This is a genomic window from Tepidamorphus gemmatus (assembly GCF_004346195.1).
GTDB lineage: Bacteria > Pseudomonadota > Alphaproteobacteria > Rhizobiales > Tepidamorphaceae > Tepidamorphus > Tepidamorphus gemmatus.
This window is the reverse complement of sequence record NZ_SMAK01000003.1, coordinates 141,720-166,695: the sequence shown is the minus strand read 5'-3', so window position 1 is coordinate 166,695 and position 24,976 is coordinate 141,720. Positions and strand designations below refer to the sequence as shown.

General features: G+C 69.4%; 23 protein-coding genes, 1 tRNA gene and 1 pseudogene. 21 read left to right on the top strand and 4 right to left on the bottom strand.

Going from position 1 to position 24,976, the window contains the following annotated elements:
* Positions 1-106: 106 nt before the first annotated feature.
* Positions 107-2,710: an ABC transporter permease gene (locus EDC22_RS06170; RefSeq protein ID WP_132805750.1), complete on the bottom strand. Its 2,604-nt coding sequence runs from the start codon at positions 2,708-2,710 to the stop codon at positions 107-109.
* Positions 2,707-3,405: an ABC transporter ATP-binding protein gene (locus EDC22_RS06165; RefSeq protein WP_132805749.1), complete on the bottom strand. Its 699-nt coding sequence runs from the start codon at positions 3,403-3,405 to the stop codon at positions 2,707-2,709. Before EDC22_RS06165 ends, EDC22_RS06170 begins: the two co-directional genes overlap by 4 nt.
* Before the next feature lie 90 nt (positions 3,406-3,495).
* On the opposite strand from EDC22_RS06165, the gene EDC22_RS06160 reads away from it, so the two are divergent.
* The 4 genes and pseudogenes from EDC22_RS06160 to EDC22_RS18300 form a co-directional block, all read left to right on the top strand.
* Complete coding sequence (locus EDC22_RS06160; RefSeq protein WP_207903715.1) at positions 3,496-4,131, top strand: arylesterase; 636 nt, start codon at positions 3,496-3,498, stop codon at positions 4,129-4,131.
* 34 nt (positions 4,132-4,165) lie between these two features.
* Positions 4,166-5,215 carry an NADP(H)-dependent aldo-keto reductase gene (locus tag EDC22_RS06155; protein WP_132805748.1) on the top strand — a complete coding sequence of 350 codons (1,050 nt, stop codon included), beginning with the start codon at positions 4,166-4,168 and terminating at the stop codon, positions 5,213-5,215.
* 25 nt (positions 5,216-5,240) lie between these two features.
* Positions 5,241-5,777: an RNA 2',3'-cyclic phosphodiesterase gene (thpR, locus tag EDC22_RS06150; RefSeq protein WP_132805747.1), complete on the top strand. Its 537-nt coding sequence runs from the start codon at positions 5,241-5,243 to the stop codon at positions 5,775-5,777.
* A pseudogene (locus tag EDC22_RS18300) lies at positions 5,774-6,387 on the top strand (integrase core domain-containing protein); the annotation flags it as partial. The gene thpR and the pseudogene EDC22_RS18300, both read left to right, overlap by 4 nt.
* 4 nt (positions 6,388-6,391) lie before the next feature.
* On the opposite strand, the gene EDC22_RS06135 reads toward EDC22_RS18300, so the two are convergent.
* Positions 6,392-6,466 (bottom strand) — tRNA-Gly (locus EDC22_RS06135).
* Positions 6,467-6,661: 195 nt separating this feature from the next.
* Here EDC22_RS06135 and EDC22_RS06130 point away from each other — a divergent pair.
* The 4 genes from EDC22_RS06130 to EDC22_RS06115 all read left to right on the top strand — a co-directional run bounded on the left by EDC22_RS06130 (position 6,662) and on the right by EDC22_RS06115 (position 9,126).
* Positions 6,662-7,207, top strand: a complete 546-nt coding sequence (locus EDC22_RS06130; RefSeq protein WP_132805746.1) for a prolyl-tRNA synthetase associated domain-containing protein — start codon at positions 6,662-6,664, stop codon at positions 7,205-7,207.
* Between the two features lie 66 nt (positions 7,208-7,273).
* Positions 7,274-8,188 (top strand): thioredoxin, encoded by a 915-nt coding sequence (gene trxA, locus EDC22_RS06125; RefSeq protein WP_132805745.1) that lies wholly within the window; start codon positions 7,274-7,276, stop codon positions 8,186-8,188.
* A 21-nt stretch (positions 8,189-8,209) separates the two neighbouring features.
* Positions 8,210-8,887, top strand: coding sequence for an LON peptidase substrate-binding domain-containing protein (locus tag EDC22_RS06120; protein ID WP_132805744.1), 678 nt, complete (start codon positions 8,210-8,212; stop codon positions 8,885-8,887).
* A 14-nt stretch (positions 8,888-8,901) separates the two neighbouring features.
* Positions 8,902-9,126 (top strand): Trm112 family protein, encoded by a 225-nt coding sequence (locus tag EDC22_RS06115; RefSeq protein WP_132805743.1) that lies wholly within the window; start codon positions 8,902-8,904, stop codon positions 9,124-9,126.
* 565 nt (positions 9,127-9,691) lie between these two features.
* Here the strand turns inward: EDC22_RS06115 and EDC22_RS06110 are convergent.
* Positions 9,692-10,918, bottom strand: a complete 1,227-nt coding sequence (locus EDC22_RS06110; RefSeq protein ID WP_132805742.1) for an FAD-dependent monooxygenase — start codon at positions 10,916-10,918, stop codon at positions 9,692-9,694.
* A 72-nt stretch (positions 10,919-10,990) separates the two neighbouring features.
* On the opposite strand from EDC22_RS06110, the gene tesB reads away from it, so the two are divergent.
* The 13 genes from tesB to EDC22_RS06045 all read left to right on the top strand — a co-directional run bounded on the left by tesB (position 10,991) and on the right by EDC22_RS06045 (position 24,968).
* Entirely contained in the window at positions 10,991-11,860 is an 870-nt protein-coding gene (tesB, locus tag EDC22_RS06105; RefSeq protein WP_132805741.1) for an acyl-CoA thioesterase II, read from the top strand.
* A 326-nt stretch (positions 11,861-12,186) separates the two neighbouring features.
* The gene (locus EDC22_RS06100; RefSeq protein WP_132805740.1) at positions 12,187-12,525 is read left to right on the top strand and encodes a P-II family nitrogen regulator; all 339 of its coding nucleotides are present in this window, start codon (positions 12,187-12,189) and stop codon (positions 12,523-12,525) included.
* A 46-nt stretch (positions 12,526-12,571) separates the two neighbouring features.
* Positions 12,572-13,948 carry an ammonium transporter gene (gene amt, locus EDC22_RS06095; RefSeq protein WP_132805994.1) on the top strand — a complete coding sequence of 459 codons (1,377 nt, stop codon included), beginning with the start codon at positions 12,572-12,574 and terminating at the stop codon, positions 13,946-13,948.
* A 182-nt stretch (positions 13,949-14,130) separates the two neighbouring features.
* Positions 14,131-16,719: an FtsK/SpoIIIE family DNA translocase gene (locus EDC22_RS06090; protein WP_132805739.1), complete on the top strand. Its 2,589-nt coding sequence runs from the start codon at positions 14,131-14,133 to the stop codon at positions 16,717-16,719.
* Between the two features lie 123 nt (positions 16,720-16,842).
* Positions 16,843-17,493 (top strand): LolA family protein, encoded by a 651-nt coding sequence (locus EDC22_RS06085; protein WP_132805738.1) that lies wholly within the window; start codon positions 16,843-16,845, stop codon positions 17,491-17,493.
* A gap of 353 nt (positions 17,494-17,846) precedes the next feature.
* Positions 17,847-18,665, top strand: coding sequence for an exodeoxyribonuclease III (locus tag EDC22_RS06080; protein WP_132805737.1), 819 nt, complete (start codon positions 17,847-17,849; stop codon positions 18,663-18,665).
* A gap of 161 nt (positions 18,666-18,826) precedes the next feature.
* Positions 18,827-19,375, top strand: coding sequence for a hypothetical protein (locus EDC22_RS06075; RefSeq protein WP_132805736.1), 549 nt, complete (start codon positions 18,827-18,829; stop codon positions 19,373-19,375).
* A gap of 51 nt (positions 19,376-19,426) precedes the next feature.
* Positions 19,427-19,909, top strand: a complete 483-nt coding sequence (locus EDC22_RS06070) for a GFA family protein (RefSeq protein ID WP_207903714.1) — start codon at positions 19,427-19,429, stop codon at positions 19,907-19,909.
* 48 nt (positions 19,910-19,957) lie between these two features.
* A complete protein-coding gene (locus EDC22_RS06065; protein ID WP_132805735.1) occupies positions 19,958-20,230 on the top strand; it encodes a hypothetical protein in 273 nt (90 codons plus the stop codon).
* Positions 20,231-20,248: 18 nt separating this feature from the next.
* Positions 20,249-20,659 carry a metallopeptidase family protein gene (locus EDC22_RS06060; RefSeq protein WP_132805734.1) on the top strand — a complete coding sequence of 137 codons (411 nt, stop codon included), beginning with the start codon at positions 20,249-20,251 and terminating at the stop codon, positions 20,657-20,659.
* 96 nt (positions 20,660-20,755) lie between these two features.
* Positions 20,756-20,968 carry a hypothetical protein gene (locus tag EDC22_RS06055; protein WP_132805733.1) on the top strand — a complete coding sequence of 71 codons (213 nt, stop codon included), beginning with the start codon at positions 20,756-20,758 and terminating at the stop codon, positions 20,966-20,968.
* A gap of 11 nt (positions 20,969-20,979) precedes the next feature.
* On the top strand, positions 20,980-22,242 hold the full coding sequence (lysA, locus tag EDC22_RS06050) for a diaminopimelate decarboxylase (protein WP_132805732.1): 1,263 nt from the start codon (positions 20,980-20,982) through the stop codon (positions 22,240-22,242).
* Positions 22,243-22,466: 224 nt separating this feature from the next.
* A complete protein-coding gene (locus EDC22_RS06045; RefSeq protein WP_132805731.1) occupies positions 22,467-24,968 on the top strand; it encodes a TIGR02302 family protein in 2,502 nt (833 codons plus the stop codon).
* Positions 24,969-24,976 lie beyond the last annotated feature (8 nt).

Below are 24,976 nucleotides of genomic sequence, written 5' to 3'. Positions count from 1 at the left end.
CGAATATGGTCGCTGGAGGTCGTGAAGACAAGTCTGATCGGTCCGAGAAAGCCACGGGATTGCTTACGGATCGTTCATGTGCCGCCACGGAAGAAGACGCCACCGTTCACTGCGCGCGCAGGTAGGGTGAGGGCGGGCGTCCAAGCACGCGCCAGGTCCCGGCAAGTCCCAGTCCGATGGTGATCGCGAGCGCGGATGCGACCGCGGCGCCGGCGACCAGCGGCAGGAAGGAAAAGTCGAGCTCCATCACCAGCGTCACCACCAGCATCGCCGCGATGGTGCCGGCCGCCAGCGCAAACAGGGCGGTGACCGCGCCGATGATGGCGAACTCGGCGACATAGGCCGCCACCAGCTGCCGCCGCGTCGCGCCAAGCGTCTTCAGCACCACCGCGTCATGGATGCGGTGCCGATGACTCGCCGCCAGCGCGCCGGCCAGCACCAGCACGCCGGTGAGCAGGGTGAGGCCGCTCGCCGCCCTTATCGCCCAGGCCAGCCGCCGGACCAGATCGTTGACCGAATCGAGGGCCTCCTTGACGCGGACGCTGGTGACGGTCGGGAACTCGCGGGTGATGGTGCGCATCAGCGCCAGTTCCCGCCCGATGTCGGCGCCGTCGGGCAGCGTGACCGTCGCCAGCACCATGTGCGGCGCGCCGACGAAGGTGTTGGGCGAGAACACCATGACGAAGTTGATCGACAGCGACGACCAGTCGACGGTCCGCAGATTGGCAATCCTCGCCCGGATGGTCCGCCCGAGCACGTTGACCTCGAGGTCGTCGCCGACCTTCAGTCCCAGCTCGCCGGCCAGCTCCTCGGCGAACGAGACGAGCGGCGGCCCGTCATAGTCGGCCGGCCACCATTCGCCGGCGACGATGGTGGAATCGGCGGGCGGCTCGGCGGCATAGGTGATGCCGCGGTCGCCGCGCAGCACCCATTCGGCCTCCGGCGGAGCGGTGAACTCGGACACCGGGATGCCGGCGAGGGCGGTGATGCGGCCGCGCAGCATCGGCACCTCCTCGAGCACCCCGTCCGGGGTCTCGGCCCTGACCGTCGCCGCGAACCGCTCGGCGTCCGCGCGAGGGATGTCGAGGAAGAAGAAGCTCGGCGCCCGGTCGGGCAGCGACATGGTGAGCTGGCGGGTCAGGTTGCCGTCGATCAACGCCACCGTGACGAGCAGGGTGAGCCCGAGGCCGAGCGACAGGACGACATTCGGCGTCACCGCGCCCGGCCGGTGGATCGAGGCGATCGCGAGCCTCAGTGTCAGTCCGCGGCTGCGCGGCAGCCGCCGGGCAAGTGCCATGATGCCGGCGCCGACCAGCCGCAGGACGACGAAGGCCCCCGCCGCACCGCCGACGAAGATCGCCGCCAGCTTGCGGTCGAAGGCAAGGCCGATCGCCAGCACAAGCAGCGCCGCGACGACCCCGGCCAGGGTCCAGACATAGACGGGACGCGGCCACCCGGACGGGCCGGCAACGTGCTCGCGGTAAAGGGCGGTGGCCGGAACCTCGCGCGCCCGGCCGAGCGGCCACAGCGCGAAGGCGAGTGCGGTCAGCGTGCCATAGGCGAGAGCCTGCAGGAGTTCCTTCGGATAGAGTCCCGGCACGGCATCGGCGACCGGCAGGATGCTGGCCAGCGCAGAGCCGGCCAGCCAAGGCGTCAGCGCGCCCAGCGCCAGGCCGATCGCCATCGCCGCCGAGGCGAGGATCATGATTGCGGTCAGATAGGTCCGGAACACCAGGCTTCCCGGCGCCCCGAGACTCTTCAACGTCGCGATCGTCGCGCGGCGGCCGTCCAGATAGGCGGTGACCGCATTGGCGACGCCGACGCCGCCGACCATCAGCGCGGTGAGGCCGACCAGTGTCAGGAACATGGTGAAGCGGTCGATCTGCTCGCGGATGCCGGGTGCGGCGTCGGCGCGGTCGCGCGCCCGCCAGCCGGCATCGGGAAAGGCGCGCTCGGCGGCCTGGCCGATCGCCGCGATCTCGGCGGGACCGGTCGAGGCCGGCAGTGCCACCCGGTAGGTCCAGCGCACCAGACTGCCCGGCTGGAGGAGGCCGGTGTCCGCCAGCGCGCGCGTCGAGACGATCACGCGCGGGCCCCAGCCGACGCCGCCGCTGCCGAGCCGGTCCGGCTCGCGCGCGATCAGGCCGGTCAGGACAAAGGTTGCGGTACCGATCTCCAGCCGTCCGCCGACACCGATCCCCAGCCGTTCGGCAAGGCCCGGTTCGGCAACGAGCCCGTGTGCGCCGCCGCGTGCGGCGAGCAGCGTGTGGATCTCACCGCCGCCCTCGATCTCGATGGCACCATAGAGCGGATAGGCACCATCGACGGCCTTGAGCTCGACCAGGGTCTGACGGTCGCCCCCGGCGCGGGCCATGGCGCGCAGCGAGGCGATCTCCGAAACCCGGCCCAGCCCCTGAAGATAGGCCCGTTCCTGCGGGTCGGCCTGACGGTGGATCAGCGAAAAGGACAGATCGCCGCCGAGAATGGCCTGGCCCTGCTCCGAAATGCCGGTCACCAGCGAGCGTGACACCGAGCCGACCGCAGCGATGGTGGCGACGCCGAGTGCGATGCAGAGGATGAAGATGTAGAAGCCCCGGAGACCACCGCGCAACTCCCTCACGGCGAGCCGCAGGGCGAGCGGCAGCCGCAAGGTGACGCGCGCGGCACGGGCGCCAGCGGGGCTCGCGGCAGTCGCCCCGGGTGCACTCATTGGGCAGCGACCTGCAGCTCGGGCGTCGCGTCGAGACGGCCGTCGCGCATGGCGATGGTGCGATCGCAGCGCGCCGCCAGCGTCGCGTCATGGGTGATCAGCACCAGCGTCGTGCCGCGCTCACGATGCATGGCGAACAGCAGCTCGACGATCTGGCTGCCGGTGCGGGCGTCAAGATTGCCGGTCGGCTCGTCGGCGAACAGGATCGCCGGCTCGACGATCAGGGCACGGGCGAGCGCAACGCGTTGCTGCTCGCCGCCGGACAGTTCGGCTGGATAATGGCCGGTGCGCCCGGCCAGACCGACCCGGGCGAGCTCCTCCGCGGCCCGCTCGAAGGCGTCGGCGCGACCGGCCAGCTCGAGCGGCACCGCGACGTTCTCGAGCGCCGTCATGTTCTGGATGAGGTGGAAGGACTGGAAGACGATCCCCACATTGCGACCGCGGAAGCGGGCCAGCCCGTCCTCGTCAAGGCGCGAGAGATCCTGGCCGGCGACCTGCACCAGTCCGGAATCGGCCGGCTCCAGTCCGGCCGACACCATGAGGAGTGTCGATTTGCCGGATCCCGAAGGCCCGATGATGCCAACCGCCTCGCCGGCGCCTATGTCGAGGCTTATACCCTTGAGCACGTGGACCCTGGCGGCGCCGCTGCCGAGGCTCAGATGCACGTTCTCGAGACGGATGGCGACATGCGGCACGCGATGATGCTCCCCCGGTGGCGTGATGGGCGGGACGACGGGCAGGACAGCCTTCGCAGATATGGGGCAATCGGCCGCCTCATCCAAGCCATGCTGGGCGGATTGGTGGCTGCCGCGTTCCTCGCGGCACCGGCGGCATCCGAACCTATCCGGCTCGTCGCCCTCGGCGACAGCCTGACGGCGGGCTATGACTTGCCGCCGTCAGCGGCCTTTCCGGCAAGACTGGAAGCTGCGCTGCGGGCGCGTGGTCACGACGTTGTGATCGCCAATGCCGGCGTTTCCGGCGATACGGCGCGGGCGGGGCTCGAACGGCTCGACTGGTCCGTGCCCGACGGCACCGAGGGGGTGATCGTCGAGCTCGGTGCCAATGACGCGCTGCGCGGCATCGATCCGGCGCGGACGCATGCCGATCTCGACGCGATCGTCGCGCGGCTGACCGAGCGCGGCATCGAGGTGCTGATCGCCGGGATGCTGGCGCCGCGCAATCTCGGCGAAGCCTACCGCGCGGCGTTCGACGGAATGTTCGCCGAGATCGCCGGGCGGCACGGAGCGCTGCTCTATCCGTTCTTTCTCGAGGGGGTCGCGACAGATCCCGCCCTCAACCTCGCCGACGGTATCCATCCCAACGCGGACGGGGTAGAGGTCATCGTCAGCAGAATCCTGCCATACGTGGAGGATCTGATCGCACGGATCGCGGCGCGCCGCGCCAGGGATTCGGGCGGCTGATCCGTCGCCTGGACATCTCAACAGGGGGCATCGCATGGAATACCGCCGTCTCGGACGGACCGACCTGCGCGTCAGCGCGCTGGGGCTCGGCACCATGACCTTCGGCGAGCAGAACACGGAAGCCGAAGGTCATGCCCAGATGGATCTTGCCGTCGACCGTGGCATCAACCTGTTCGACACCGCCGAACTCTACCCGATCCCGCCGAAGGCCGAGACCCAGGGCCGCACCGACCGAATCATCGGTTCCTGGCTCAGGAGCCGCGGGCGCCGCGACCGGATCGTGCTGGCCTCCAAGGTTGTCGGCTACAGCGAGAACGGCTGGTTCCGCGACGCTGGCGCGCCGACCCGCCTGACCCGGGCGCAGGTGCACGAGGCGATCGACAAGGGGCTCAAGCGTCTGGGTACCGACTACATCGACCTGTTCCAGGTGCACTGGCCGGACCGCGCGGTGACCGGCTTCGGTTCGGTGCCGACGATCTACCGGGTGCCGGAGCCGCGCGACGAGGTTGCCATCGAGGAAACGCTGGAGGCGCTCGGCGAGGCGGTGACAGCCGGCAAGATCCGCCATGTCGGTGTGTCCAACGAATCGCCCTGGGGCACGATGCGCTATCTGCATCTCTCGGAGACCCGCGGCCTGCCGCGCATCCAGTCGATCCAGAACGCCTACAGCCTCATCAACCGGGTGTTGGAGACCGGGCTCGCCGAGATCGCGATGCGCGAGGATGTCGGACTGATCGCCTATTCCGCGCTCGCGCAAGGGTTTCTGACCGGCAAGTATCTTGGCGGGGCGCTGCCGCCCGGTGCCCGCAAGACGCTGTTCAACCGGTCGCAGCGCTACGAGACGCCGGGAGCCGACACGGCGATCGCCGCCTATGTGGCACTTGCCGCCGATCTCGGCGTCGATCCGGCGCGGCTGGCGATCCGCTTCGCCGTCGCTCGCCCGTTCGTGACGTCGGTGCTGCTCGGTGCAACCAGTCTTGAGCAGCTCGAGACCGACATCTCCGCCTTCGACCTTTCCTGGTCGGACGAGATCGAGGCACGGATCGACGCGATCCACCTGATCCACCAGAATCCGTGCCCCTAGGTCAGGCGCGTTCGAGGAGGCGCAGATGCCCCGTCTGTTCACCGGGATCGAGATCCCGCCGGACGCGGTCGCGATGCTGACCGGACTGCGCGGCGGACTTCCGGGTGCGCGCTGGATCGATCCGGAGAATTACCACATCACCCTGCGTTTCATCGGCGACATCGACGGTCGCACGGCGCATTCGGTGGCCGAGGCGCTCGACCGCATCCGGCGCCCGCCGTTCGACCTGACGCTGTCCGGTATCGGCGTCTTCGGCGGCCGCAAGCCGCATTGCGTGTTCGCCCAGGTCGCACCCGCCCCGCAACTGAGCGCCCTGCAGGCCGAGCAGGAGCGCATGATGCAGATGCTCGGCCTGCCACCCGATCCGCGCAAGTTCGCCCCGCATGTCACCGTCGCGCGGCTGAAGGGCGTGCCGGCCTCGGCGGTGGCGACCTATATCGAGGCACGCGGCGGTTTCCGCTGCGGGCCGGTGCGGGTCGAGCGGTTCGTGCTGTTCTCCTCGCGTTCGGGAAGCGGCGGCGGACCCTATGTCGTCGAGGAGGCCTATCCGCTCGAAGGTTAGCCGCGGCGCCTCCCCAGGGCGTTCCCTTCGCCTCGCCCAACGGCCTCCAAGACTTCTCCAGGCTTTCGGTGTTCTGGCTTCGACCGGGGATCGGCGTCGAGCCCATCAGGCCCGGCAATCCGCAGCACAACGGCAGGCATGAGCGCATGCACCGTACGCTGAAGGCCGAGACGGCGCGCCCGCCCGGCATGAACGCGCTGCAGCAGCAGGGCCGCTTCGACGACTTCGTCAGCGCGTTCAACGACGAACGTCCCCACGAGGGGCTCGCCATGAAGACGCCGGCCGAAGCCTACGCGCCGTCTTCAACAGCCTGTGACGGTCTGCCGGAGCTCAACCATCCGTACCAGGACGCCGACGCCCCGGTCACCGCTTGCGGGCGCATCTGAATGCCGTGCAGGACGATCAACGTCTCGACCGTGCTGGCCGGTCGGAAGCTGGGACTCAAGGAGGTCGATGACGGCATTTCGCGCGTCACCGTCATGCACCAGATCCGGGATATTTCGACCTCGGGCAGGGACCCTTGCAGACCGTCGACAACCCGTTCGGCACGAGGGTGTCACCGATGTCGCAGGTACAAACTGTTACCCATGTCTCCGGGTCGTACCGATAGAGACTGGAGCGGGCGATGGGATTCGAACCCACGACCCCAACCTTGGCAAGGTTGTGCTCTACCCCTGAGCTACACCCGCTCGCGCACCACCCGTCAGGTGGCCGGTGCTTATATGCACGAGACATTGCGGCTTGGCAATGCCCTGTCCGGCTCAGGATATGCCCGCCTGCGGCGATCGACCGCCCCGGGTGGCGGCTGCCGCCCCGGCGGGCTTGAGCCCGGCACACGTCGTGTCTAGAAGCGGGGTTGCCCGGATCCGCAATCGGACATCGCGATGCCGCTTTCTCCCGACGATCTCCTCGCCCGCCTCGAGGCGCTCGGTTTCGAGACCACGACCGTCCGCCATCCGCCACTGTTCACGGTCGCCGAGTCGCAGAAGCTGCGCGGCGAGATTCCGGGCGGGCACACCAAGAACCTGTTCATGAAGGACAAGAAGGACAGGATCTGGCTGGTCGTTGCCGAGGAAGATGCGGACATCGACCTGAAGCGGCTGCACGAAAGGATCGGCTCGGCGCGGCTCAGCTTCGCTCGGCCGGAGCTGCTCGTGGAGACGCTCGGCGTCCAGCCGGGATCGGTGACCCCGTTCGGCGTCGTCAACGACACCGAGGGGCGGGTCACCGTGGTGCTCGATGCCGATCTCCTGCGCCATGACCTGCTGAACTTCCACCCGCTGACCAACGAGGCGACCACCACCATCCGCCGTGACGATCTGATCGCGTTCCTGAGGGCCTGCGGCCACGATCCGCTGGTGGTGGATGTGCGTGGCCCGGCCGCGGATCGGGCGCGGATTTGCACTGGATCGACAGGCGCCCCATCTTAGGATCGACAACGCAGCGCGGGACGGACGGTCGGCCCCGCGCGCCCACACCGGATCAGGGAACCGCACATGGACCTTTCCTCGCTGGCATCCGGGGGCGCCCAGGCGGGCGCCGCCGACGGACTGATCAAGGACACGACGACCCGCGACTTCATGAAGGACGTCGTCGAGGCGTCGCGCCAGCAGCCGGTGATCGTCGATTTCTGGGCACCGTGGTGCGGCCCGTGCAGGCAGCTTACCCCCGTGCTCGAGAAACTGGTGCGCGCCGCCCGGGGCGCGGTGAAGCTCGTCAAGATGAACATCGACGAGCATCCCGCCGTTGCCCAGCAGATGGGCGTGCAGTCGATCCCGGCGGTATTCGCCTTCGTCGACGGCCGGCCCGCCGACGGCTTCATGGGCGCCTTGCCGGAGAGCCAGGTAAAGGCCTTCATCGACCGACTTGTCGGTCCGGCCAGGAACGGTCTCGAGGAGGTGCTGAGCTCGGCGGCGGCCGCCTTCGCGGAGGGCGATGTTGCCGGCGCGGCGGAGATCTACGCCGCGGTGCTGCAGGAGGATCGGGAGAATCTTGCGGCGATCGGCGGCCTCGTGCGCTGTCTGGTGGCGTCGGGAGAGCTGGACAGGGCGAAGGCCACCCTGGCGCTGGTGCCGCCCGGCAAGGACGCCGATCCGGCCATCGCCGGGGCACGGGCGGCGCTCGAGCTTGCCGAACAGACGGCCGGCCTCGGCGACCCGCGTGACCTCGCCGCGCGCGTCGCGGCCAATCCGGACGATCATCAGGCCCGCTTCGACCTGGCGCTGGTGCTGAACGCCAAGGGTGACCGGGAGGATGCGGTCGAGCATCTCCTCCACATCATCCGACGCAACCGGGCCTGGAACGATGAGGCAGCGCGCAAGCAGCTCGTGCAGTTCTTCGAGGCGTGGGGACCGAAGGACCCGCTCACCATCGAGGCTCGCCGCAGGCTCTCGTCGATCCTGTTCGCCTGAACCGGGAGGTGCGCTGCGCAGATGGCGATCAACCGGCCATACCGACGACCATCCGACCTTCCCGCGGTGATTCCGGTCTTCCCGCTCGCCGGCGTATTGCTGCTGCCGCGCGGCAATCTGCCGCTCAACATCTTCGAGCCGCGCTACCTGCAGATGGTCGATGACGTTCTCGCCGGGGACCGGGTGATCGGCATGATCCAGCCGCGGCTCGGACCGGATGGGCCGGACGAGTCGGAAAGGCCCGAGCTCGCCGAGATCGGCTGCGCCGGCCGCCTGACCGGCCTGCAGGAGACCGGCGATGGCCGTTACCTGATCACGCTCACCGGCATCGGCCGGTTCCGCGTCGTCGCGGAAGAGGACGGCGGAACGCCCTACCGGCGCTGCCGGATCGACGCCCGCGAGTTCGCCGCCGACTTGGTGCCGAATCGCGGCGAGGACGCGGTCGACCGGCAGCGTCTCATCGCGACCTTCCGGGCGTTCCTGGACGCCAACGGCATGGAAACAGACTGGGACGCCATCAACCGCGCCTCCAACGAGACACTCGTCAACGCGCTGGCGATGCTCAGCCCCTACGGACCGAGGGAGAAGCAGGCCCTGCTCGAGGCCGGTGATCTCGCCACGCGGTCCGAGGTGCTGATTGCCGTGACCGAGATGGCGCTCGCCCGCGAGGGCGGCGACCCCGGTTCGACCCTGCAGTAACGCGGAGGTGCGCCATGTCTGCTCCGTCCACGGCCCCGGCTGTCGATCGCAGGCTCCTGGAGATCCTGGTCTGCCCACTCACCAAGACGGTGCTGGAATACGATGCCGAGCGCCAGGAACTGGTCAGCCGGGCGGCGCGGCTCGCCTACCCGATCCGCGACGGCATACCGATCATGCTGCCGGAGGAGGCCCGACCGATCAGCGAGGAGGAGCTGAAGGTGGCGCGGCCGGCGCCCTGACGTCCAGGGGTCAGGTTCCGGTCAGGCAGGCCTGCGTGGATGCAGGCGCAACTGGGCGCAACGGCAAGACCGCCGGATCGGCGGTGCGCCGGGTTGTGGCGGCAGATGGACTGCGGTCAAGCTCGAAGCTGCCCGCCGGGACGGTGATGTGCGGTCCGGCAGACGCAGGAGGGTCGTCCTGCACGAATCCGGCAAACACGGGAGGGCGACCTCATCGAGGTACCCCGCCCGCGATCGGCCAGTGGACCGGCTGGCCGATCGCCGCCGGTTGCAATTCCGGATACGCCGAGCCAATCCGCGCCCGGGCCAGGGACCGCGGCGCATGAACGGTGGAGCACCGTGCCGCGCCGCTGTTCCGGCCCGCTCGCGCCGCTGAGGGCTCGAGGATGATTCGTCCGGACATGACGGATCGCGCGGCGCCGGGCGGCTGATCGCGCAGCCGAGGACGGTACAGGACCGCGGCGCCTTCGGACAGGCATGGAACCCGTCCTCCGTCTCGCCCCGCGACCAGGCGCATTGCCAGAGGCGTTCATCGAGTCCGTGAGACGGTGATCCGCTGCCGCGCTCAGACCGGCTCGCCGCGCATCAGCCGGGGCAGACGTCCCTCGGTGCCGGCGGCCTCGCGCACGAAATGCCGCTTGAGCGGCGCGATCCGGTCGACGAGGCCGAGACCGAGATCGCGAACGAGCCGAAGCGGCCCGAGATCGTTGGAGAACAGGCGGTTCAGCGCCTCGGTGGCGACGGCCACCTCGACCGTGTCGAACCGACGCCAGCGCTGGTAACGTTCGAGGACAGCGATCGAGCCGATGTCCTCGCCGCGCCGCGCGGCCTCGACAAGAACCTCGACGAGTGCGGCGACGTCGCGCAGGCCGAGATTGAGCCCCAGGCCGGCGAGCGGATGCAGGCGGTGGGCGGCGTCGCCGACCAGGGCGATACGCGGCTTGACGAAGGTTCGGGCAAGACCGAGTCCAAGCGGATAGAGCCTTGGCGGCTCCTCGATCCGCAAGTCGCCGACCTCCGGGCCGGCGCGCCGGCGCAATTCCTCTGCCAGCAGGTCGTGGGGCAGGGCGATCAGCCGCTCGGCATCCTCGAACCGCTCGGTCCACACGATGCCGGACCGGTGGCCGGGCAGCGGCAAGAGCGCGAACGGCCCGCCGGGCAGGAAATGCTGGATGGCAACCCCATCGTGCGGCACCTCGTGCCAGACGATGGTGATGATCGCCCCCTGCCGGTAGGGCCAGCCGATCGTCGCGATGCCGGCCGCGCGGCGCACCGCCGAGCCTGCCCCGTCGGCACCGACGACGAGACGGGCGCTGTCCTCCTGCCGCCGGTCCGCCGGCCCCCGGATCGATACCCCGCGCTGCCCGACCTCGAGCGCGTCGATCCGGCGTTCATGCTCGACGGCGATGCCGGCCGCGTCGCAGGCCGCGGCGACGGCCCGGCCCAGCTCGCGACCGTCGACGAAATGGGCGAAGGGCTCGCCGGGTGTCACCTCACCGGCCAGGGTCAACAGGATGGGCCGAACCGCGTCGGCGAGACGGCCGTCGCCGATCCGCAGCGCGCGCGCCGCCTCGGCATGCGGCGCGAGTGAAGGCCACACGCCGAGCTCCTCCAGCATGCGCCGCGTGCTGGCAGCGATCGCGTAGACGCGGATGTCCTGCGGGGCGCGGCCGGCCGGCGCCGCCTCGAGAAGGCGCAGCGACAGTCCGCCGCCGCTCGCCTGGCGCAGTGCGAGTGCGAGCAGGCGGCCGACCAGACCTGCGCCGGCGATGACGATGTCGGTGGCAGCCATTCCGATCTGTACCTTGACTTGTCCGCGCCAGCACCGTCACGTTCGGCCCACCCGACAACGAGGTTGTGGCCGATGTCCCAGGCGGTGAAGGATCTGATCTCCATTCTCGACCTTGAACGGCTCGAGGACAACCTGTTCCGAGGCCGCAGCCCGCAGGACGGCTGGCAGCGCGTCTATGGCGGCCAGGTCATCGGCCAGGCGCTGGTCGCCGCCTCGCGGACCGTCCCGCCGGAGCGAATTGTCCATTCGCTGCACGGCTACTTCATGCTGGGCGGCGATCCGAAGGTGCCGATCATCTATGAGGTCGACCGCATCCGCGACGGCGGCAGCTTCACCACGCGGCGGGTCGTGGCGATCCAGCACGGCAAGGCGATCTTCTCGATGTCGTGCTCCTTCCATATCGAGGAGCCTGGCCTCGAGCATCAGTTCGAGATGCCCGACGTGCCCGGGCCGGAGGATCTGCCGGGCGAGGCGGAGCTGACGGCGATGTTCCCCGACACCATCCCCGAGGCGATTCGCCGCTACTGGGAGCGGGAGCGCCCGATCGAGTTCCGCCCCGTGGACCTCTCGCGCTTCGCCGGCAATCCGAAGAAGGTGCCCTATCAGTATGTCTGGTTCCGGGCGAATGCGCCGCTGCCCGATTCACCCGAGATCCAGCGCTGCGCCCTCGCCTATGCCTCCGACATGACCCTGCTCGACACGTCGCTGGTTGCCCACGGCCGCAGCGTCTTCCAGCCCGACATGATGGTGGCGAGCCTCGATCACGCCGTCTGGTTCCATCGCCCGTTCCGTTGCGACGACTGGCTGCTCTACGCCGAGGACAGCCCCTCCACCCAGGGGGCGCGCGGCTTCAACCGCGGGCTGATCTTCAGCCGCGACGGCGCTCTCGTCGCCTCCACGGCACAGGAAGGCCTGATCCGGGTGGTCGCCGAGCGGCGCTAGGGGGCGCCGCCGCCCCGTAGCGCGTCGGCGCGCCACGCGGCCGCCACAGGCCCTGCCTGAAACGCAGGCATCGAGACAATTGTGCACATAATGTGTGCAATTGGCGTGCCGATTTCTTGGGCCGCCCGCCGATACTCCTGCGAAATTCCTTTCCTTTCAAGCATTTATCGGCAAGCCGGGAGTCTGGCACGGCATTTGTTCTGCACTGCAGCGAGCGGCCTGCAGCCGCCGCAAGCATTGGCGGTGGAGGCTGTCGCGAGCCTTCGGGACGCACCCGCTCCCGATCGCAGCCGGACCAGGACGTCGGAACAGGACAGGGAGCCGACATGAAGATCGTTATGGCCATCATCAAGCCTTTCAAGCTGGATGACGTGCGCGAGGCACTGACCGCCATCGGGGTGCAGGGCCTGACCGTCACCGAGGTGAAGGGATACGGACGCCAGAAGGGGCACACCGAGATCTATCGTGGCGCCGAGTATGCCGTCAGCTTCCTGCCGAAGCTGAAGATCGAGGTGGTGGTCCCCTCGGACCAGACGGACAAGGTGGTCGAAGCCATCTCCGGAGCCGCCCGAACCGGCCAGATCGGCGACGGCAAGATCTTCGTCCACGGCATCGACCGTGCCGTGCGCATCCGCACTGGCGAGACCGACGCCGATGCTCTCTGAGGCAACCGGGATCGCCCGAAGCAAGCTCACCAAGGGGCTACAGGACATGATTTCTCGCAAGACTCTCTTCCGTGCCGTCGCCGCCGTCGCGGCACTGACCCTGGCGGCCTACGAGCCGGCGCTCGCCCAGACCGCCACCGAGACCACCGCCGAAGCCGCCGAGGCGGTGGCGGGGGCCGTCGAGGCCGGCGGCGTGCCGCAGGAGGTCCAGTTCATCTTCAACACCATGCTGTTCCTCATCGGCGGCTTCCTGGTGATGTTCATGGCGGCCGGCTTCGCCATGCTCGAGGCGGGCATGGTCCGCGCCAAGAACACCTCGATGCAGTGCCTGAAGAACATCGCGCTGTACTCGATCGCCGGGCTGATGTTCTGGATCGTCGGCTACAACCTCATGTATGACGGCGTCGACGGCGGCTACATCGGCTCGTTCACCTGGTTCACCCACAGCGAGCACGCGGCCGAGGACATCACCTACGCGGCGGCGACCTCCGACTGGTTCTTCCAGATGGTGTTCTGCGCGACGACGGCCTCGATCGTTTCCGGCGCGGTGGCCGAACGCGTCAAGCTGTGGCCGTTCCTGATCTTCGTGGCGGTCCTGACCGGCGTCATCTACCCGGTTACCGGCTCCTGGCAGTGGGGCGGCGGCTGGCTCAGCGAGATGGGCTTCTCCGACTTCGCCGGCTCGACCCTCGTCCATTCGGTCGGCGGATGGGCGGCGCTGGCCGGCTGCATCCTCGTCGGGGCGCGCGCCGGCAAGTACGGTCCGGAAGGCCGGGTCAATCCGATCCCCGGTTCCTCGATGCCACTGGCCACCCTCGGCACCTTCATCCTGTGGCTTGGCTGGTTCGGCTTCAACGGCGGATCGCAGCTCGCCCTCGGCAGCCTGGGTGATGCCTCCGACGTCGCGCGCATCTTCGCCAACACCAACACGGCGGCCGCCGCGGGCGTGATCGTGGCGATGATCCTGTCGCAGATCATGTACGGCAAGGTCGACCTGACCTTCGCGCTCAACGGCGCACTCGCAGGCCTCGTGTCGATCACCGCCGAGCCGCTCGCCCCGAGCTTGCTGATGGCGGCGATCATCGGCGGCATCGGCGGTGCGATCGTGGTCTTCGCGGTACCGCTGCTCGACAGGCTTAAGATCGACGACGTCGTCGGCGCCATCCCCGTCCACCTGGTCGCCGGCATCTGGGGGACGATCGCCGTGCCGCTCACCAATGCCGAGACAAGCTTCGCCATCCAGCTCGTCGGCATTGTCGCCTATGGCGCCTTCACCTTCATCGCGACGCTGATCGTCTGGCTGGTCCTCAAGGCGACCACCGGCCTGAGGGTGAGTGCGGAGACCGAATCGCTCGGTCTCGACGCGGTCGAGGTCGGTGTCGAGGCCTATCCCGAGTTCGGGGTCGGCAGTCAGCGGATGTGAGATCCTCCCGACGGGCGGCGCGCCGTTCGTCGGACTCGCGACCCGGGCGTCCTGCGCCCGGGTCCTTTCGCGTGTCCGACCGCAGGGCGCTGGCGGCAAGGTTAAAGCCCTCTTAACCGGCGACGGATAGCGTTCGGGGACGATCTGCGCCGCGACGCCGGGCGCGAGCGAATCTAGAGCCCATGAGCGCCTCGGGATCCGAATTCCGTGACGACGACAGCCTTGGCGAGCGCCTGCGCGAGGCGGCCGAGCGGCTGTCGACCCAGGCGATCGGCCTCGCCCTGCTCGCCGTCGTCCTGGCGATCGTCGTCAGTCTGGCGACATGGGTGGTTGACGACCCTTCCTTCTCCAATGCGACCAAGGCCGAGCCGCGCAACCTGCTTGGCTTTCCGGGCGCTGCCATCGCCGACCTGCTGATGCAGATGCTGGGCCTTGCCTCGGCGGCGGTGCTGCTGCCGGTCGCGGCCTGGGCGATCGGGCTCGTCCGCGATCGGCCGCTGACCGGCTTCGCACGGCGGCTGGCGGCCTGGCTGATCGGCACCGCATTCGCCTGCGCCTTCTTTGCCGCGTTACCGGCTCCGTCCACCTGGCCATTGCCTTCCGGGCTCGGCGGTCTCGTCGGCGATGCCCAGCTTTACGTGACCGGGCTGCTGCTGGCGCCGCTGCTGGCGAAGTCCGCCGCCGTTCCCGTCGGCGTGGCGGCGGGCGTCGGAGCGGCGCTGCTGCTCGGCTATGCGATGGGTCTGCCCGCCCTCGGCAGGCAGCGTCAGGCCGGGGCGACGGATCGCCGCCCGCCGCCGGCGCTTGCCCCGGCCGCCGTGCGCCGGCGGCCGGTTCAGGGTGCGCCGGCGGCCGACGCCTTCTGCGAGCCCGGTGAGGACGAGCCCGTCGGCGGCGGCTTTCATCCGCTCGGCGCGATCACGCACAGCTGGCTGAGCCTGCGGGCGCGGCTGCGCCGGTGGACCGCCCGGCGCGGTACGGCAGAGCGCCCGCGAGCGGGTCTGCTGTGCAGCCTGTTCGCCGACGACGAGCCGGTCGCCGTGCCGCTCGAGGGCCGGCGCGAGCCGCGGTTCGAGGACGCCAATCCGTGGGCGCCGCCGCCCGAGAGCTACGACGACGAGGACGAGTACGCCGCCAGTGACGCGGCAGCGCAGTTCGGCGAGGCGCAGGCGCCGCGGCCGGCCAGCCGCGTCACCCCGGCCAAGCAGCGGCTGAAGCAAGGCCGGCGCGCGGTCAGCGAGGCGCAGCCCTCGCTGCTGCCGGGGGCTGGGTACGAACTGCCGCCGCTCAGGTTGCTCGCCGAGCCGAAGGCGTCGCGCGCCTCGACCGGAGCCGACCTGGCCGCGCTCGAGCAGAACGCGCGGCTGCTCGAGACGGTGCTCGACGATTTCGGCGTGAAGGGCGAGATCATCAACGTCCGGCCGGGTCCGGTGGTGACGCTCTATGAACTGGAGCCGGCCCCCGGCACCAAGTCCTCCCGGGTGATCGGATTGGCCGACGACATCGCCCGCTCGATGAGCGCGATCTCCGCGCGCGTCGCCGTGGTGCCGGGCCGCAATGTCATAGGCATCGAACTGCCCAACAGCCACCGCGAGACGGTCTATCTGCGCGAGCTGTTGGCCTCGGAGAGCTTCGAGAAATCCAAGGCCAAGCTCGCGCTGTGCCTCGGCAAGACGATCGGCGGCGAACCGGTGATCGCCGATCTTGCCCGGATGCCGCACCTCCTGATCGCCGGCACCACCGGCTCGGGCAAGTCGGTCGCCGTCAACACCATGATCCTGTCGCTGCTGTACCGGCTGAGACCGGATGAGTGCAAGCTGATCATGGTCGATCCGAAGATGCTGGAACTGTCGGTCTATGACGGCATTCCGCATCTGCTGTCGCCTGTGGTCACCGACCCGAAGAAGGCGGTGGTGGCGCTCAAATGGACGGTCCGCGAGATGGAGGACCGTTACCGCAAGATGTCGAAGCTCGGTGTGCGCAATATCGACGGCTACAACGCGCGCGTGGCAGAGGCCGACCGGCGCGGCGAGACCGTGGTGCGCACGGTGCAGACCGGCTTCGACCGCGAGACCGGCGAGCCGATCTACGAACAGGAGGAGATGGACCTCGAGCCGATGCCCTACATCGTCGTGATCATCGACGAGATGGCCGATCTGATGATGGTCGCCGGCAAGGACATCGAGGGTGCGGTGCAGCGCCTGGCGCAGATGGCGCGTGCCGCGGGCATACATCTCATCACCGCGACGCAGCGGCCTTCGGTCGACGTCATCACGGGCACCATCAAGGCCAACTTCCCGACCCGCATCTCCTTCCAGGTCACGTCGAAGATCGATTCGCGCACCATTCTCGGCGAGCAGGGCGCCGAACAGCTGCTCGGCCAGGGCGACATGCTCTACATGATGGGCGGCGGCCGCATCACCCGCGTGCACGGCCCGTTCTGCTCCGACGGCGAGGTCGAAGACGTCATCGCCTTCCTCAAGGCGCAGGGACAGCCCGACTATCTGGAGGAGATCACCGAGGAGGATGGCGACGGCGGCGGCGCGGACTTCGCCGGGGTTGTTTCCAGCGGCGAGGGCGACGATCTCTACCGGCGCGCGGTCGAGGTGGTACTGCGCGACGGCAAGGTGTCGACCTCGTATGTGCAGCGCCGGCTGCAGATCGGCTACAATCGCGCTGCCTCGCTGATCGAGAGGATGGAGCACGAAGGGATCATCTCGCGGCCCAACTCGAAGGGACAGAGGGAGATCCTGACAAGAGACGAGGATTGAGCTGGCGGCAGGGCGTCGCGGTTTTGCCACATCGCGCTGATTGGTAGCCCTCCGACGCCCGACGGCGGCGACCCGGTCGCGGCGGCCGCGATCCCGGGCGGCACGGCAAGGAGTATCGGACAGATGAAACGGGCAGTCGGGCTGATACTGGCGGTGGCGCTTGCGGCGGCGATCGTACCCGCGTCCGGGCAGGCACGGACCGATCCGTCCGCCTTCAATGATGCCCAGATCGCGGCGATCCGCCAGATCAACGCCTATCTGAACTCGCTCTCGACGCTTGAAGGCGACTTCGTGCAGGTCGCTCCGGACGGCCACATCTCCCAGGGCCGCTTCTACATCGAGCGGCCCGGTCGGTTGCGCTTCGAGTACGCGCCTCCGGCGCAGATGCAGGTGATCTCGGACGGGCGCTGGGTGGCGGTCCAGGACCGCAAGCTCAAGACGACCGAGAAGTATCCGCTGATGACGACGCCGCTCAACGTGATCCTGTCGAACGATATCGACCTGATGCGCGACACGCGGATCCTCGCCGTCTATCCCGAGAGCGAACTGGTGACGATCTCGATCGAGCAGACGTCCGGCGACGCCGCAGGGACGCTCACCCTGATGTTCGATCCGGCCGCGCAGGAGCTCAGACGCTGGACCATCACCGACGTCCAGGGGCTCGACACCACCGTGGCACTCGAGAACGTCGTGTACGGCGTCGCGATCGATCCGAAGATGTTCCGGATCATCGAGAACCGCATCCTCGACATCGGCGGCTCCAATACCCGCTGAACCGCCTCGGCGCCTCAATCACAATTCGGTGTACGGCCCGCCGGGACTTGAACCCGCGCGCGCACACAACCATTTCATCACCATGAGCGGTTGGCTCTCGGTAATGCCCCCGTCTCGCCAGAGCATCCAGCCGCTTGCGCCGGCGTCCCTCCCGGCGCTCCGCAGACCACGCGGACGGCGCCCGGTTCCTTCCCCCGGGGACCGGGCGCTTCGCGTCTCGGCGACAGCAGGTCCGCGCCGGCCTATCTCCGTCGCGCTTGGCGCGTGCCCCCTGCCCCAAAGCCAGGTGATTGCCCGCTTCGGCGTGGCAGGATAGTGATCGCCGGACGTCGCCGCCCCACCGGACCCCGACCGTGCCGCTCAGCATCGCCACCTGGAACATCAATTCGGTGCGCCTGCGCCAGGATCTCGTCGTGCGGCTCGCCGCCGAGCATGCGCCCGACGTGATCTGCCTGCAGGAGACCAAGTGCCCGGACGCGCACTTTCCGCGCCGGATATTCGAGCAGCTCGGCTACCGGCACATCGAGCTGCACGGCCAGAAGGGCTATCACGGCGTTGCCGTCCTGTCGCGACGCCAGATCGAGCCCGTGATCGCGCGGCCGTTCTGCGGCATCGGCGATTGCCGGCACATCTGCGTCGATGTCGACGACGGGCGCGGTGGCAAGGTTCGGCTCCACAACTTCTATGTTCCCGCCGGCGGCGACGAGCCGGATCCTGCGGTGAACCCGAAATTCGCCCACAAGCTCGCCTTCCTCGACGAGATGACGGCCTGGTTTGCCGCCGAGCGCGATGCCGTCGCGCCGTCGGACCGGGCGGTGCTCGTCGGCGATCTCAACATCGCCCCGCTCGCCGACGACGTCTGGTCGCATACCCAGCTGCTCAGGGTCGTCAGCCACACGCCGGTGGAGACCGAGGGGCTGGAGCGGGTCCGCGCCGCGCTCGGCTGGGTCGACGTGGTGCGCCGCCACATTCCGCCGCCGGAGAAGCTCTACACCTGGTGGAGCTATCGGGCGAAGGACTGGGCCGCCGGCGACCGGGGACGCCGCCTCGACCATGTATGGATTTCGCCGGGTCTGTCGGCGGCATGCGACCGGGTCGCGGTACTCCGCGAGGCGCGTGGCTGGGACCGTCCGTCCGACCACGTCCCGGTGATCGCCCGCCTCGACATCTGACCGCCGGTCGCGATCGCAACCATTTGTATCGCAGCCGTGACAGGCGACGGATTGCGACACTTCTGACGGCCACCCGCCGGATTTTCGTCTCCTTCCTGCGCTTCCTGGCGGCAGGCGGCGCCAAGGAGCGCCGCGTTGCGACGTATCGGGAAAGGTCATTCATGCGCATCGCCGCCATCACCCTGCCGCTGCTGATTGCCGCAGCGGGACCGGCCACCGCCGAGCCGCTCGAGCGGCTCACGGAGGACGGACGCTATCAGCTGATGGAGATCAACGACCGCGTCATCCGCCTCGATACTGAAACCGGCGGCTTCGACCTCTGCCGTCTCGAGGATGGCGACTGGGCCTGTACCGTTGCCCGGGACGAGCGACTGGCGCTCGAGGCGCGCATCGCCGCGCTGACGCGGCGCGTGGAAGCCCTGGAGCGCGCCGCGCGGACGGCGCGGCCCGCCGGCAGCCCGGCGGCGGCTGCCGCGCCATCAGGTGCACGCGCCGTCGTGAGGCCATCCGCACCGACACCGGCTGCGCCGGAACCGCCAGTGGCCATCGCGGCCAACGATGCCGCGGCGGTTCCCGAGCGTGACATTCCGGCCGCCGACGGGCAGGCGTCCGGCGATCCCCTGATCCTCGGCGAGCCGACGGCCCCGGAGAGTGCGCCGCGACGGATGATCCGCTATATCACAGGGCTGGTGCCTGAGATCGGCTGGTAACCGGCAGGCCGATCGGGGCGATCGACGGCCGGCGCGACGGGAGATCCGCCCGTGCAGGGCAATGCAGCATCCAACTCCGGCCGCCCGGTGCCCGGCACGCTGTCGGGTGGCTGCCTGTGCGGCGCAGTCCGGTATGAGATCGACGTCGCCGGGGAGCGGGCATCGACCTGCCATTGCAGCATGTGCCGGCGCCAGTCCGGTGGCGCCTTCATGGCGTTCATCACCGTGCCGCGCGCGCGGTTCCGCCTGCTGCATGGCACCATTGCCGGCTACCGTTCCTCGCCAGTCGGGTTGCGCGGCTTCTGCTCGGGCTGCGGCACGCCATTGACGATGGCCTATGACTTCGAGCCCGACGCCATCGGCATCGTCACCGGCAGTCTCGACAAGCCCGACGCCGTTCCGCCCGACCGCCACTGGGGAGCGGAATCGATGCTGTCCTGGCTGAAGCTCGACGACGGACTGCCGCGCCTGTCGAGTGATGAGGATCCGGACGTGCTGCGGGCCCGGCAACATCGGCCGCCGGAAACGGGATGAGCCGAACGCGGTGGCCGAACGCGATGGGGCCATGCTAGGCTGTCGCGGATGAGCACGACCCCCCGCAGCACGCCCCCCCGCAGCGACGCGGAAGACCGCCGCGCCAGAGCCCTTGAGGAGATCGAGCACGCCGCGGCGGGATCGGAGGTGTTCGGCACCAGCGCCTTCGTGCGCCAGGCCCGGCGCGCGAGTGCGCATTTTTCCGGCGCGGATGCCGATCCGGCCGACCGCATCGAGGTGTGGGGTCGGCGCGTCGGGCGGAGCCTGTCGATGATCGCGCTGGTCGGTCTCGTCTGGTATCTTGCCACCACCTACCTGTGAGACCGGCGGACAGCACCGATGTCGGATGGATTCTGGCACGACCGCCTTGCCCCCGGGCTCGACGACCTCGAGGCGATTGCCGCCAAGGCCTATGCCGAGCTGCCGCCGGAGATCCGGGCCCTGTGCGGCGACATCCTGATCCGGGTCGCCGAGTTCCCGGATGACGACGTCCTCGACGAGATGGGGATCGAATCGCCATTCGACCTGCTCGGCCTGTTCCAGGGCATCGGTCTCGCCCATCGCGGCGAGGTGCGGACCGGTCAGCCGCCGAACATGATCTGGCTCTACCGGCGCCCGCTGCTCGACTACTGGGCCGAGCACGAGGAAACCCTGTGCGCCCTGGTCCGGCATGTGCTGGTGCATGAGATCGGCCATCATTTCGGCCTGTCGGACGAGGACATGGCGGCGATCGAGGCGGAAGCCTGCTGATCGGCCGAAGACGGCCCGCGGCGGTTTGATTCGCATCCGAATTCTGATACCCGTCGCCGATCGGGGACCCGTCCGGATCTGTCGCGGAGCTTTCGAGTGCGCAAGCTGTGTCCTGGTACCGTCATCCGCCTCGGGGCGGCCGTCGCGATCGCGCTGATGGTCGCGGCCTGCGGTGTGCGGCCCTCCACCCTCGCGCCGCCGGCCGGCGCCGACCCGGCCGAGGTGCGTGATCCGATGGCGCCGAAGGCACCGCCCAGGGACGGCGAGAAGCCGGACAAGCCGTTCATCCTCGACGGCCTCCTGATGTAGCGGGGGCGGGCGTGCACCATTTCGCCTATCGGGAAGGCGTCCTCTACGCTGAGGACGTGCCGGTGCCGGCGATCGCGTCCGCAGTCGGGACGCCGTTCTACTGCTATTCGACGGCGACGCTGGAGCGTCACTACCGGGTCTTCACCGAGGCGCTGGAGGGCCTGCCGGCGCTCGTCTGCTATGCGATGAAGGCCAACTCCAACCAGGCGGTGCTTGCGACGCTGGCGCGGCTGGGGGCGGGCATGGACGTCGTCTCCGAGGGCGAACTGCGCCGTGCCCGTGCGGCCGGGGTTCCGGGCGAGCGGATCGTCTTCTCGGGGGTCGGCAAGACCGCCCGCGAGATCGCTTGCGCGCTCGATCAGGACATCTTCGGCTTCAATGTCGAATCCGAGCCCGAGCTCGAGCGCATCTCCGCGATTGCCGCGGCGCGCGGCCGCACCGCCAGGATCGCATTGCGCATCAATCCCGACGTCGATGCGCGGACACACCGGAAGATCGCCACCGGCAAGGCCGAGAACAAGTTCGGCATTCCCTGGACCGCCGCCCGCGACATCTACCGCAGGGCCGCCACACTGCCGGGTCTGAAGGTGACCGGCATCGCCATGCACATCGGCAGCCAGATCACCGACCTCGAGCCGTTCGATGCGGCCTTTGCCCGGCTGGTCGACCTGGCCGTGCTGTTGCGCGCTGACGGTCACGAGATCGCCCATGTCGATCTCGGCGGCGGGCTCGGCATCCCCTACGCAGCGGGACAGACGCCGCCGGGACCGAGGGACTATGCAGGGGTCGTCAAGCGGCACATGCAGGGGCTCGGCTGCACGGTCGTGCTGGAGCCGGGACGGCTGATCGCCGGCAATGCCGGCATCCTCGTCACCGAGACGATCTACGTGAAGCGCGGCCACGACAAGACGTTCCTGATCGTCGATGCGGCGATGAACGATCTGGTGCGGCCGACGCTCTATGACGCCCACCACGACATCATCCCGGTCGCCGAGCCAGCGCCCGGCGCGCCCGAGGCGCCAGTGGATGTGGTCGGCCCGGTCTGCGAGACCGGCGACTTCTTCGCCCACGGCCGGCCGATGCCGCCCGTCGTCGCCGGCGACCTGCTCGCCATCATGTCGGCGGGAGCCTATGGTGCCGTGCAGTCCTCGACCTACAATTCGCGGCTGCTGGTCCCTGAGGTGCTGGTGCGCGGCAGCGACTTCGCGGTGGTGCGGCCGCGGCCGGATTTCGACGATCTGATCGGGCTCGACCGGTTGCCCGGCTGGCTGTGAGCCGCGCCCTTCACGTCAATTTGACACGATATCCGTCAGCCTGATTGGCGCCGCCTTTGCGTTGCACCATACTGGAGCGACGTGTCGTGACAGCCGCATGCCGAGCGGGATCACGGCGTCAGGGCGCTGCACGACCCTGCTCTTGCGCGAATCTCCGGCGGCGGTGCGGCGATGGCGCGGCATCGTCCCGGCCGACGACGGAGGCAAACGTGGCCCGACCCGGCATGACCAGACCACGCGGACGACCGACCGACGCGACCGAGCCGGCGGGTCGGTTCGCCCGATCCGTTCAGGCAGCGACCCGCCGCGCGGCCGCCGCGCTCGCGGTCGAGAGCATCTGGCCCGCCCTGATCCCCGCGCTGATCGTCGTCGCGGTCTACTGCATCGTCTCATGGTTCGGGTTGTGGCTCAGCGTCGGGCCCGCACTGCGGATCGCGGGCCTCGCGCTGTTCGCCGCCACCTTCCTTGCGGCGCTGTGGCCGCTGACGCGGGCGCGCCTGCCACAGCGGGACGCGGCGCGGCACCGCGTCGAGTCGCGCTCCGGTCTTGCGCACCGGCCGCTGACGGCGCTCGAGGACCGGATGTCCGGCCAGGCGAGCGACCCGGCAACGGACGCCCTGTGGGCGGCGCACCGCGCCCGCGCCGCCGCCAGCATCGGGCGGCTGTCGGCCGGCGCACCGCAACCGCGCGTGGCGGCCCGCGATCCCTATGCGCTCAGGGCGATCGTGCTGCTCGTGTTCGTGATCGCGCTGACCTGGGCCGGCCCGGACTGGTACGGACGCCTCGTCTCGGCGACCGGCCGCGGCGAAGTGCGCGAGGCGGTCGCCGCGCGCATCGACGCCTGGGTTTCACCGCCGCGCTACACGGGCCGGCCGCCGATGCTGTTGAGCGGCCCGTCGGCCCGTCCCGTCGCGGAGTCGCGGATCGAGGTGCCGCAAGGCTCTCGGCTCGTCATCCGCGCCCCGCGTGATGCCGATGTCGAGGTCTCGGCGGTGTTCGGCTCGGCCGATCCGGTGACCATCCTGCCGACCGCGCCCGCGGGCGATGCCGTCCGCACCGCGACGGGTCCGGCGGAATACGAGATCGAGCTGGAGACGGCGGGCAGCGTCGCGATCGGCGTCGGCGGACGCAAGATGCACGCCTGGACCTTCGAGGTGATCGCTGACATCCCACCGTCGATCTCGTTGCAGCGCCCGCCCGACGTGACCGCGAGTCAGGCGTTGCGGCTGATCTATTCGGTCGAGGACGATTACGGGATCGTTTCGGCGGAGGCACGGTTCCGGCCTCTGGAGGCTGGACTCGCCGCCGCCGATCCTTTGATCCCGGCGCCCGACTTCCCGCTGACGCTGCCGCAGATGCGCGCCCAGTCGGGCACCGCGCAGACCATCCGTGATCTCGCCGCGCATCCCTGGGCGGGTTCCCAGGTGCGCCTGACGCTCGTCGCGCGCGACGACCTGGGCCAGGAAGGGATGAGCGAACCGGTGGAACTCACCCTGCCGCAGCGGCGGTTCTTCGACCCGCTGGCGCGGGCGGTGGTCGAGCAGCGGCGTGAGCTGGCGCTCGACCGCGGCGCGGTCGGCGACGTGGCGATGGCGCTCGACGCACTGACCATGGAGCCGGAGCGGCATATCGCCGACTACGGCATCTATCTCGGCCTGCGCTCTGCATACTGGCGCTTGCGCAATGCCAGGGGCGATGACGAGACGCTGGTCAGCGTCGTCGATCAGCTCTGGGAGATCGCGCTGCAGCTCGAGGACGGCGACCTGTCGCTGGCGGCCCGCGATCTGCGCGCGGCGCAGGAGCGGCTGATGCGGGCGCTCGAGGAAGGCGCCTCCGACGCCGAGATCGAGCGGCTGATGGCCGAACTCAGGGAGGCGCTGGACCAGTTCCTTGCGGAGATGGCACGACGGGCAATGGAGAACCAGCAGGCCCAGCAGCCGATGCCGATCGACCCGAACGCCCGGATGTTCTCGCGCAACGACCTGCAGCGCCTGCTCGACGCCATCGAGAACATGGCCCGCAGCGGTTCGCGCGATGCTGCCCGGCAGATGCTGAGCGAGTTGCAGAACCTGCTCGAGAACCTGCAGAACGGCCAGATGCAGGCCGGGCCGATGCAGGCCGGGCCGATGGGCGAGGCGCTCGACCGGCTCGGCGAGATGATCCGGCGTCAGCAGCAGCTTATGGACGAGACCCACCGCTTCGACCAGCAGCAGGGACAGGGGCAGCCCGAGGACGGCCAGCGCAGCCAGGAACTCGGCCAGCTCGGTCAGGGCCAGGGCGATCTTCGCCAGCAGCTGCAGGAGCTGCTCGACCAGCTGCGCGGGATGGGCGTCGACCCCGGCAACGAACTCGGCCAGGCCGGCGAGGCCATGGGCGAGGCGGAGCAGTCGCTCGGCGCCGGCGAGACGGGCGAGGCACTCGGCCAGCAGGGCCGCGCGCTCGACAATCTGAGGCGCGGCGCCCAGTCCATGGCCGAGCAGATGGCGCAGGGCCAGGGGATGGGCAATGCTCCGGGCCAGCCCGGCCAGGCACGCCAGCGCACCGACCCGTTCGGCAGGCCGCTGCGCACGGAGGGGCCGGACTATGGCGTCACCGTGCGTGTTCCGGAGGAGATCGACGTGCAGCGTGCGCGCGAGATCCTGCAGGAACTGCGCCGGCGCCTGTCGGATCCGGCGCGGCCGCGACTCGAACGAGACTACATCGAGCGGCTGCTCGAACGGTTCTGAAGCGGGAT

Coding starts and splice junctions, on each gene's coding strand:
- EDC22_RS06045 (WP_132805731.1), top strand. CDS start 22,467: ATGACCAGACCACGCGGACGACCGACCGACGCGACCGAGCCGGCGGGT.
- EDC22_RS06100 (WP_132805740.1), top strand. CDS start 12,187: ATGAAGATCGTTATGGCCATCATCAAGCCTTTCAAGCTGGATGACGTG.
- amt (WP_132805994.1), top strand. CDS start 12,572: ATGATTTCTCGCAAGACTCTCTTCCGTGCCGTCGCCGCCGTCGCGGCA.
- EDC22_RS06060 (WP_132805734.1), top strand. CDS start 20,249: ATGTCGGATGGATTCTGGCACGACCGCCTTGCCCCCGGGCTCGACGAC.
- EDC22_RS06115 (WP_132805743.1), top strand. CDS start 8,902: ATGTCTGCTCCGTCCACGGCCCCGGCTGTCGATCGCAGGCTCCTGGAG.
- EDC22_RS06065 (WP_132805735.1), top strand. CDS start 19,958: ATGAGCACGACCCCCCGCAGCACGCCCCCCCGCAGCGACGCGGAAGAC.
- EDC22_RS06085 (WP_132805738.1), top strand. CDS start 16,843: ATGAAACGGGCAGTCGGGCTGATACTGGCGGTGGCGCTTGCGGCGGCG.
- EDC22_RS06120 (WP_132805744.1), top strand. CDS start 8,210: ATGGCGATCAACCGGCCATACCGACGACCATCCGACCTTCCCGCGGTG.
- EDC22_RS06110 (WP_132805742.1), bottom strand. CDS start 10,918: ATGGCTGCCACCGACATCGTCATCGCCGGCGCAGGTCTGGTCGGCCGC.
- trxA (WP_132805745.1), top strand. CDS start 7,274: ATGGACCTTTCCTCGCTGGCATCCGGGGGCGCCCAGGCGGGCGCCGCC.
- EDC22_RS06160 (WP_207903715.1), top strand. CDS start 3,496: ATGCTGGGCGGATTGGTGGCTGCCGCGTTCCTCGCGGCACCGGCGGCA.
- thpR (WP_132805747.1), top strand. CDS start 5,241: ATGCCCCGTCTGTTCACCGGGATCGAGATCCCGCCGGACGCGGTCGCG.
- EDC22_RS06170 (WP_132805750.1), bottom strand. CDS start 2,710: ATGAGTGCACCCGGGGCGACTGCCGCGAGCCCCGCTGGCGCCCGTGCC.
- EDC22_RS06075 (WP_132805736.1), top strand. CDS start 18,827: ATGCGCATCGCCGCCATCACCCTGCCGCTGCTGATTGCCGCAGCGGGA.
- EDC22_RS06155 (WP_132805748.1), top strand. CDS start 4,166: ATGGAATACCGCCGTCTCGGACGGACCGACCTGCGCGTCAGCGCGCTG.
- EDC22_RS06130 (WP_132805746.1), top strand. CDS start 6,662: ATGCCGCTTTCTCCCGACGATCTCCTCGCCCGCCTCGAGGCGCTCGGT.
- tesB (WP_132805741.1), top strand. CDS start 10,991: ATGTCCCAGGCGGTGAAGGATCTGATCTCCATTCTCGACCTTGAACGG.
- EDC22_RS06090 (WP_132805739.1), top strand. CDS start 14,131: ATGAGCGCCTCGGGATCCGAATTCCGTGACGACGACAGCCTTGGCGAG.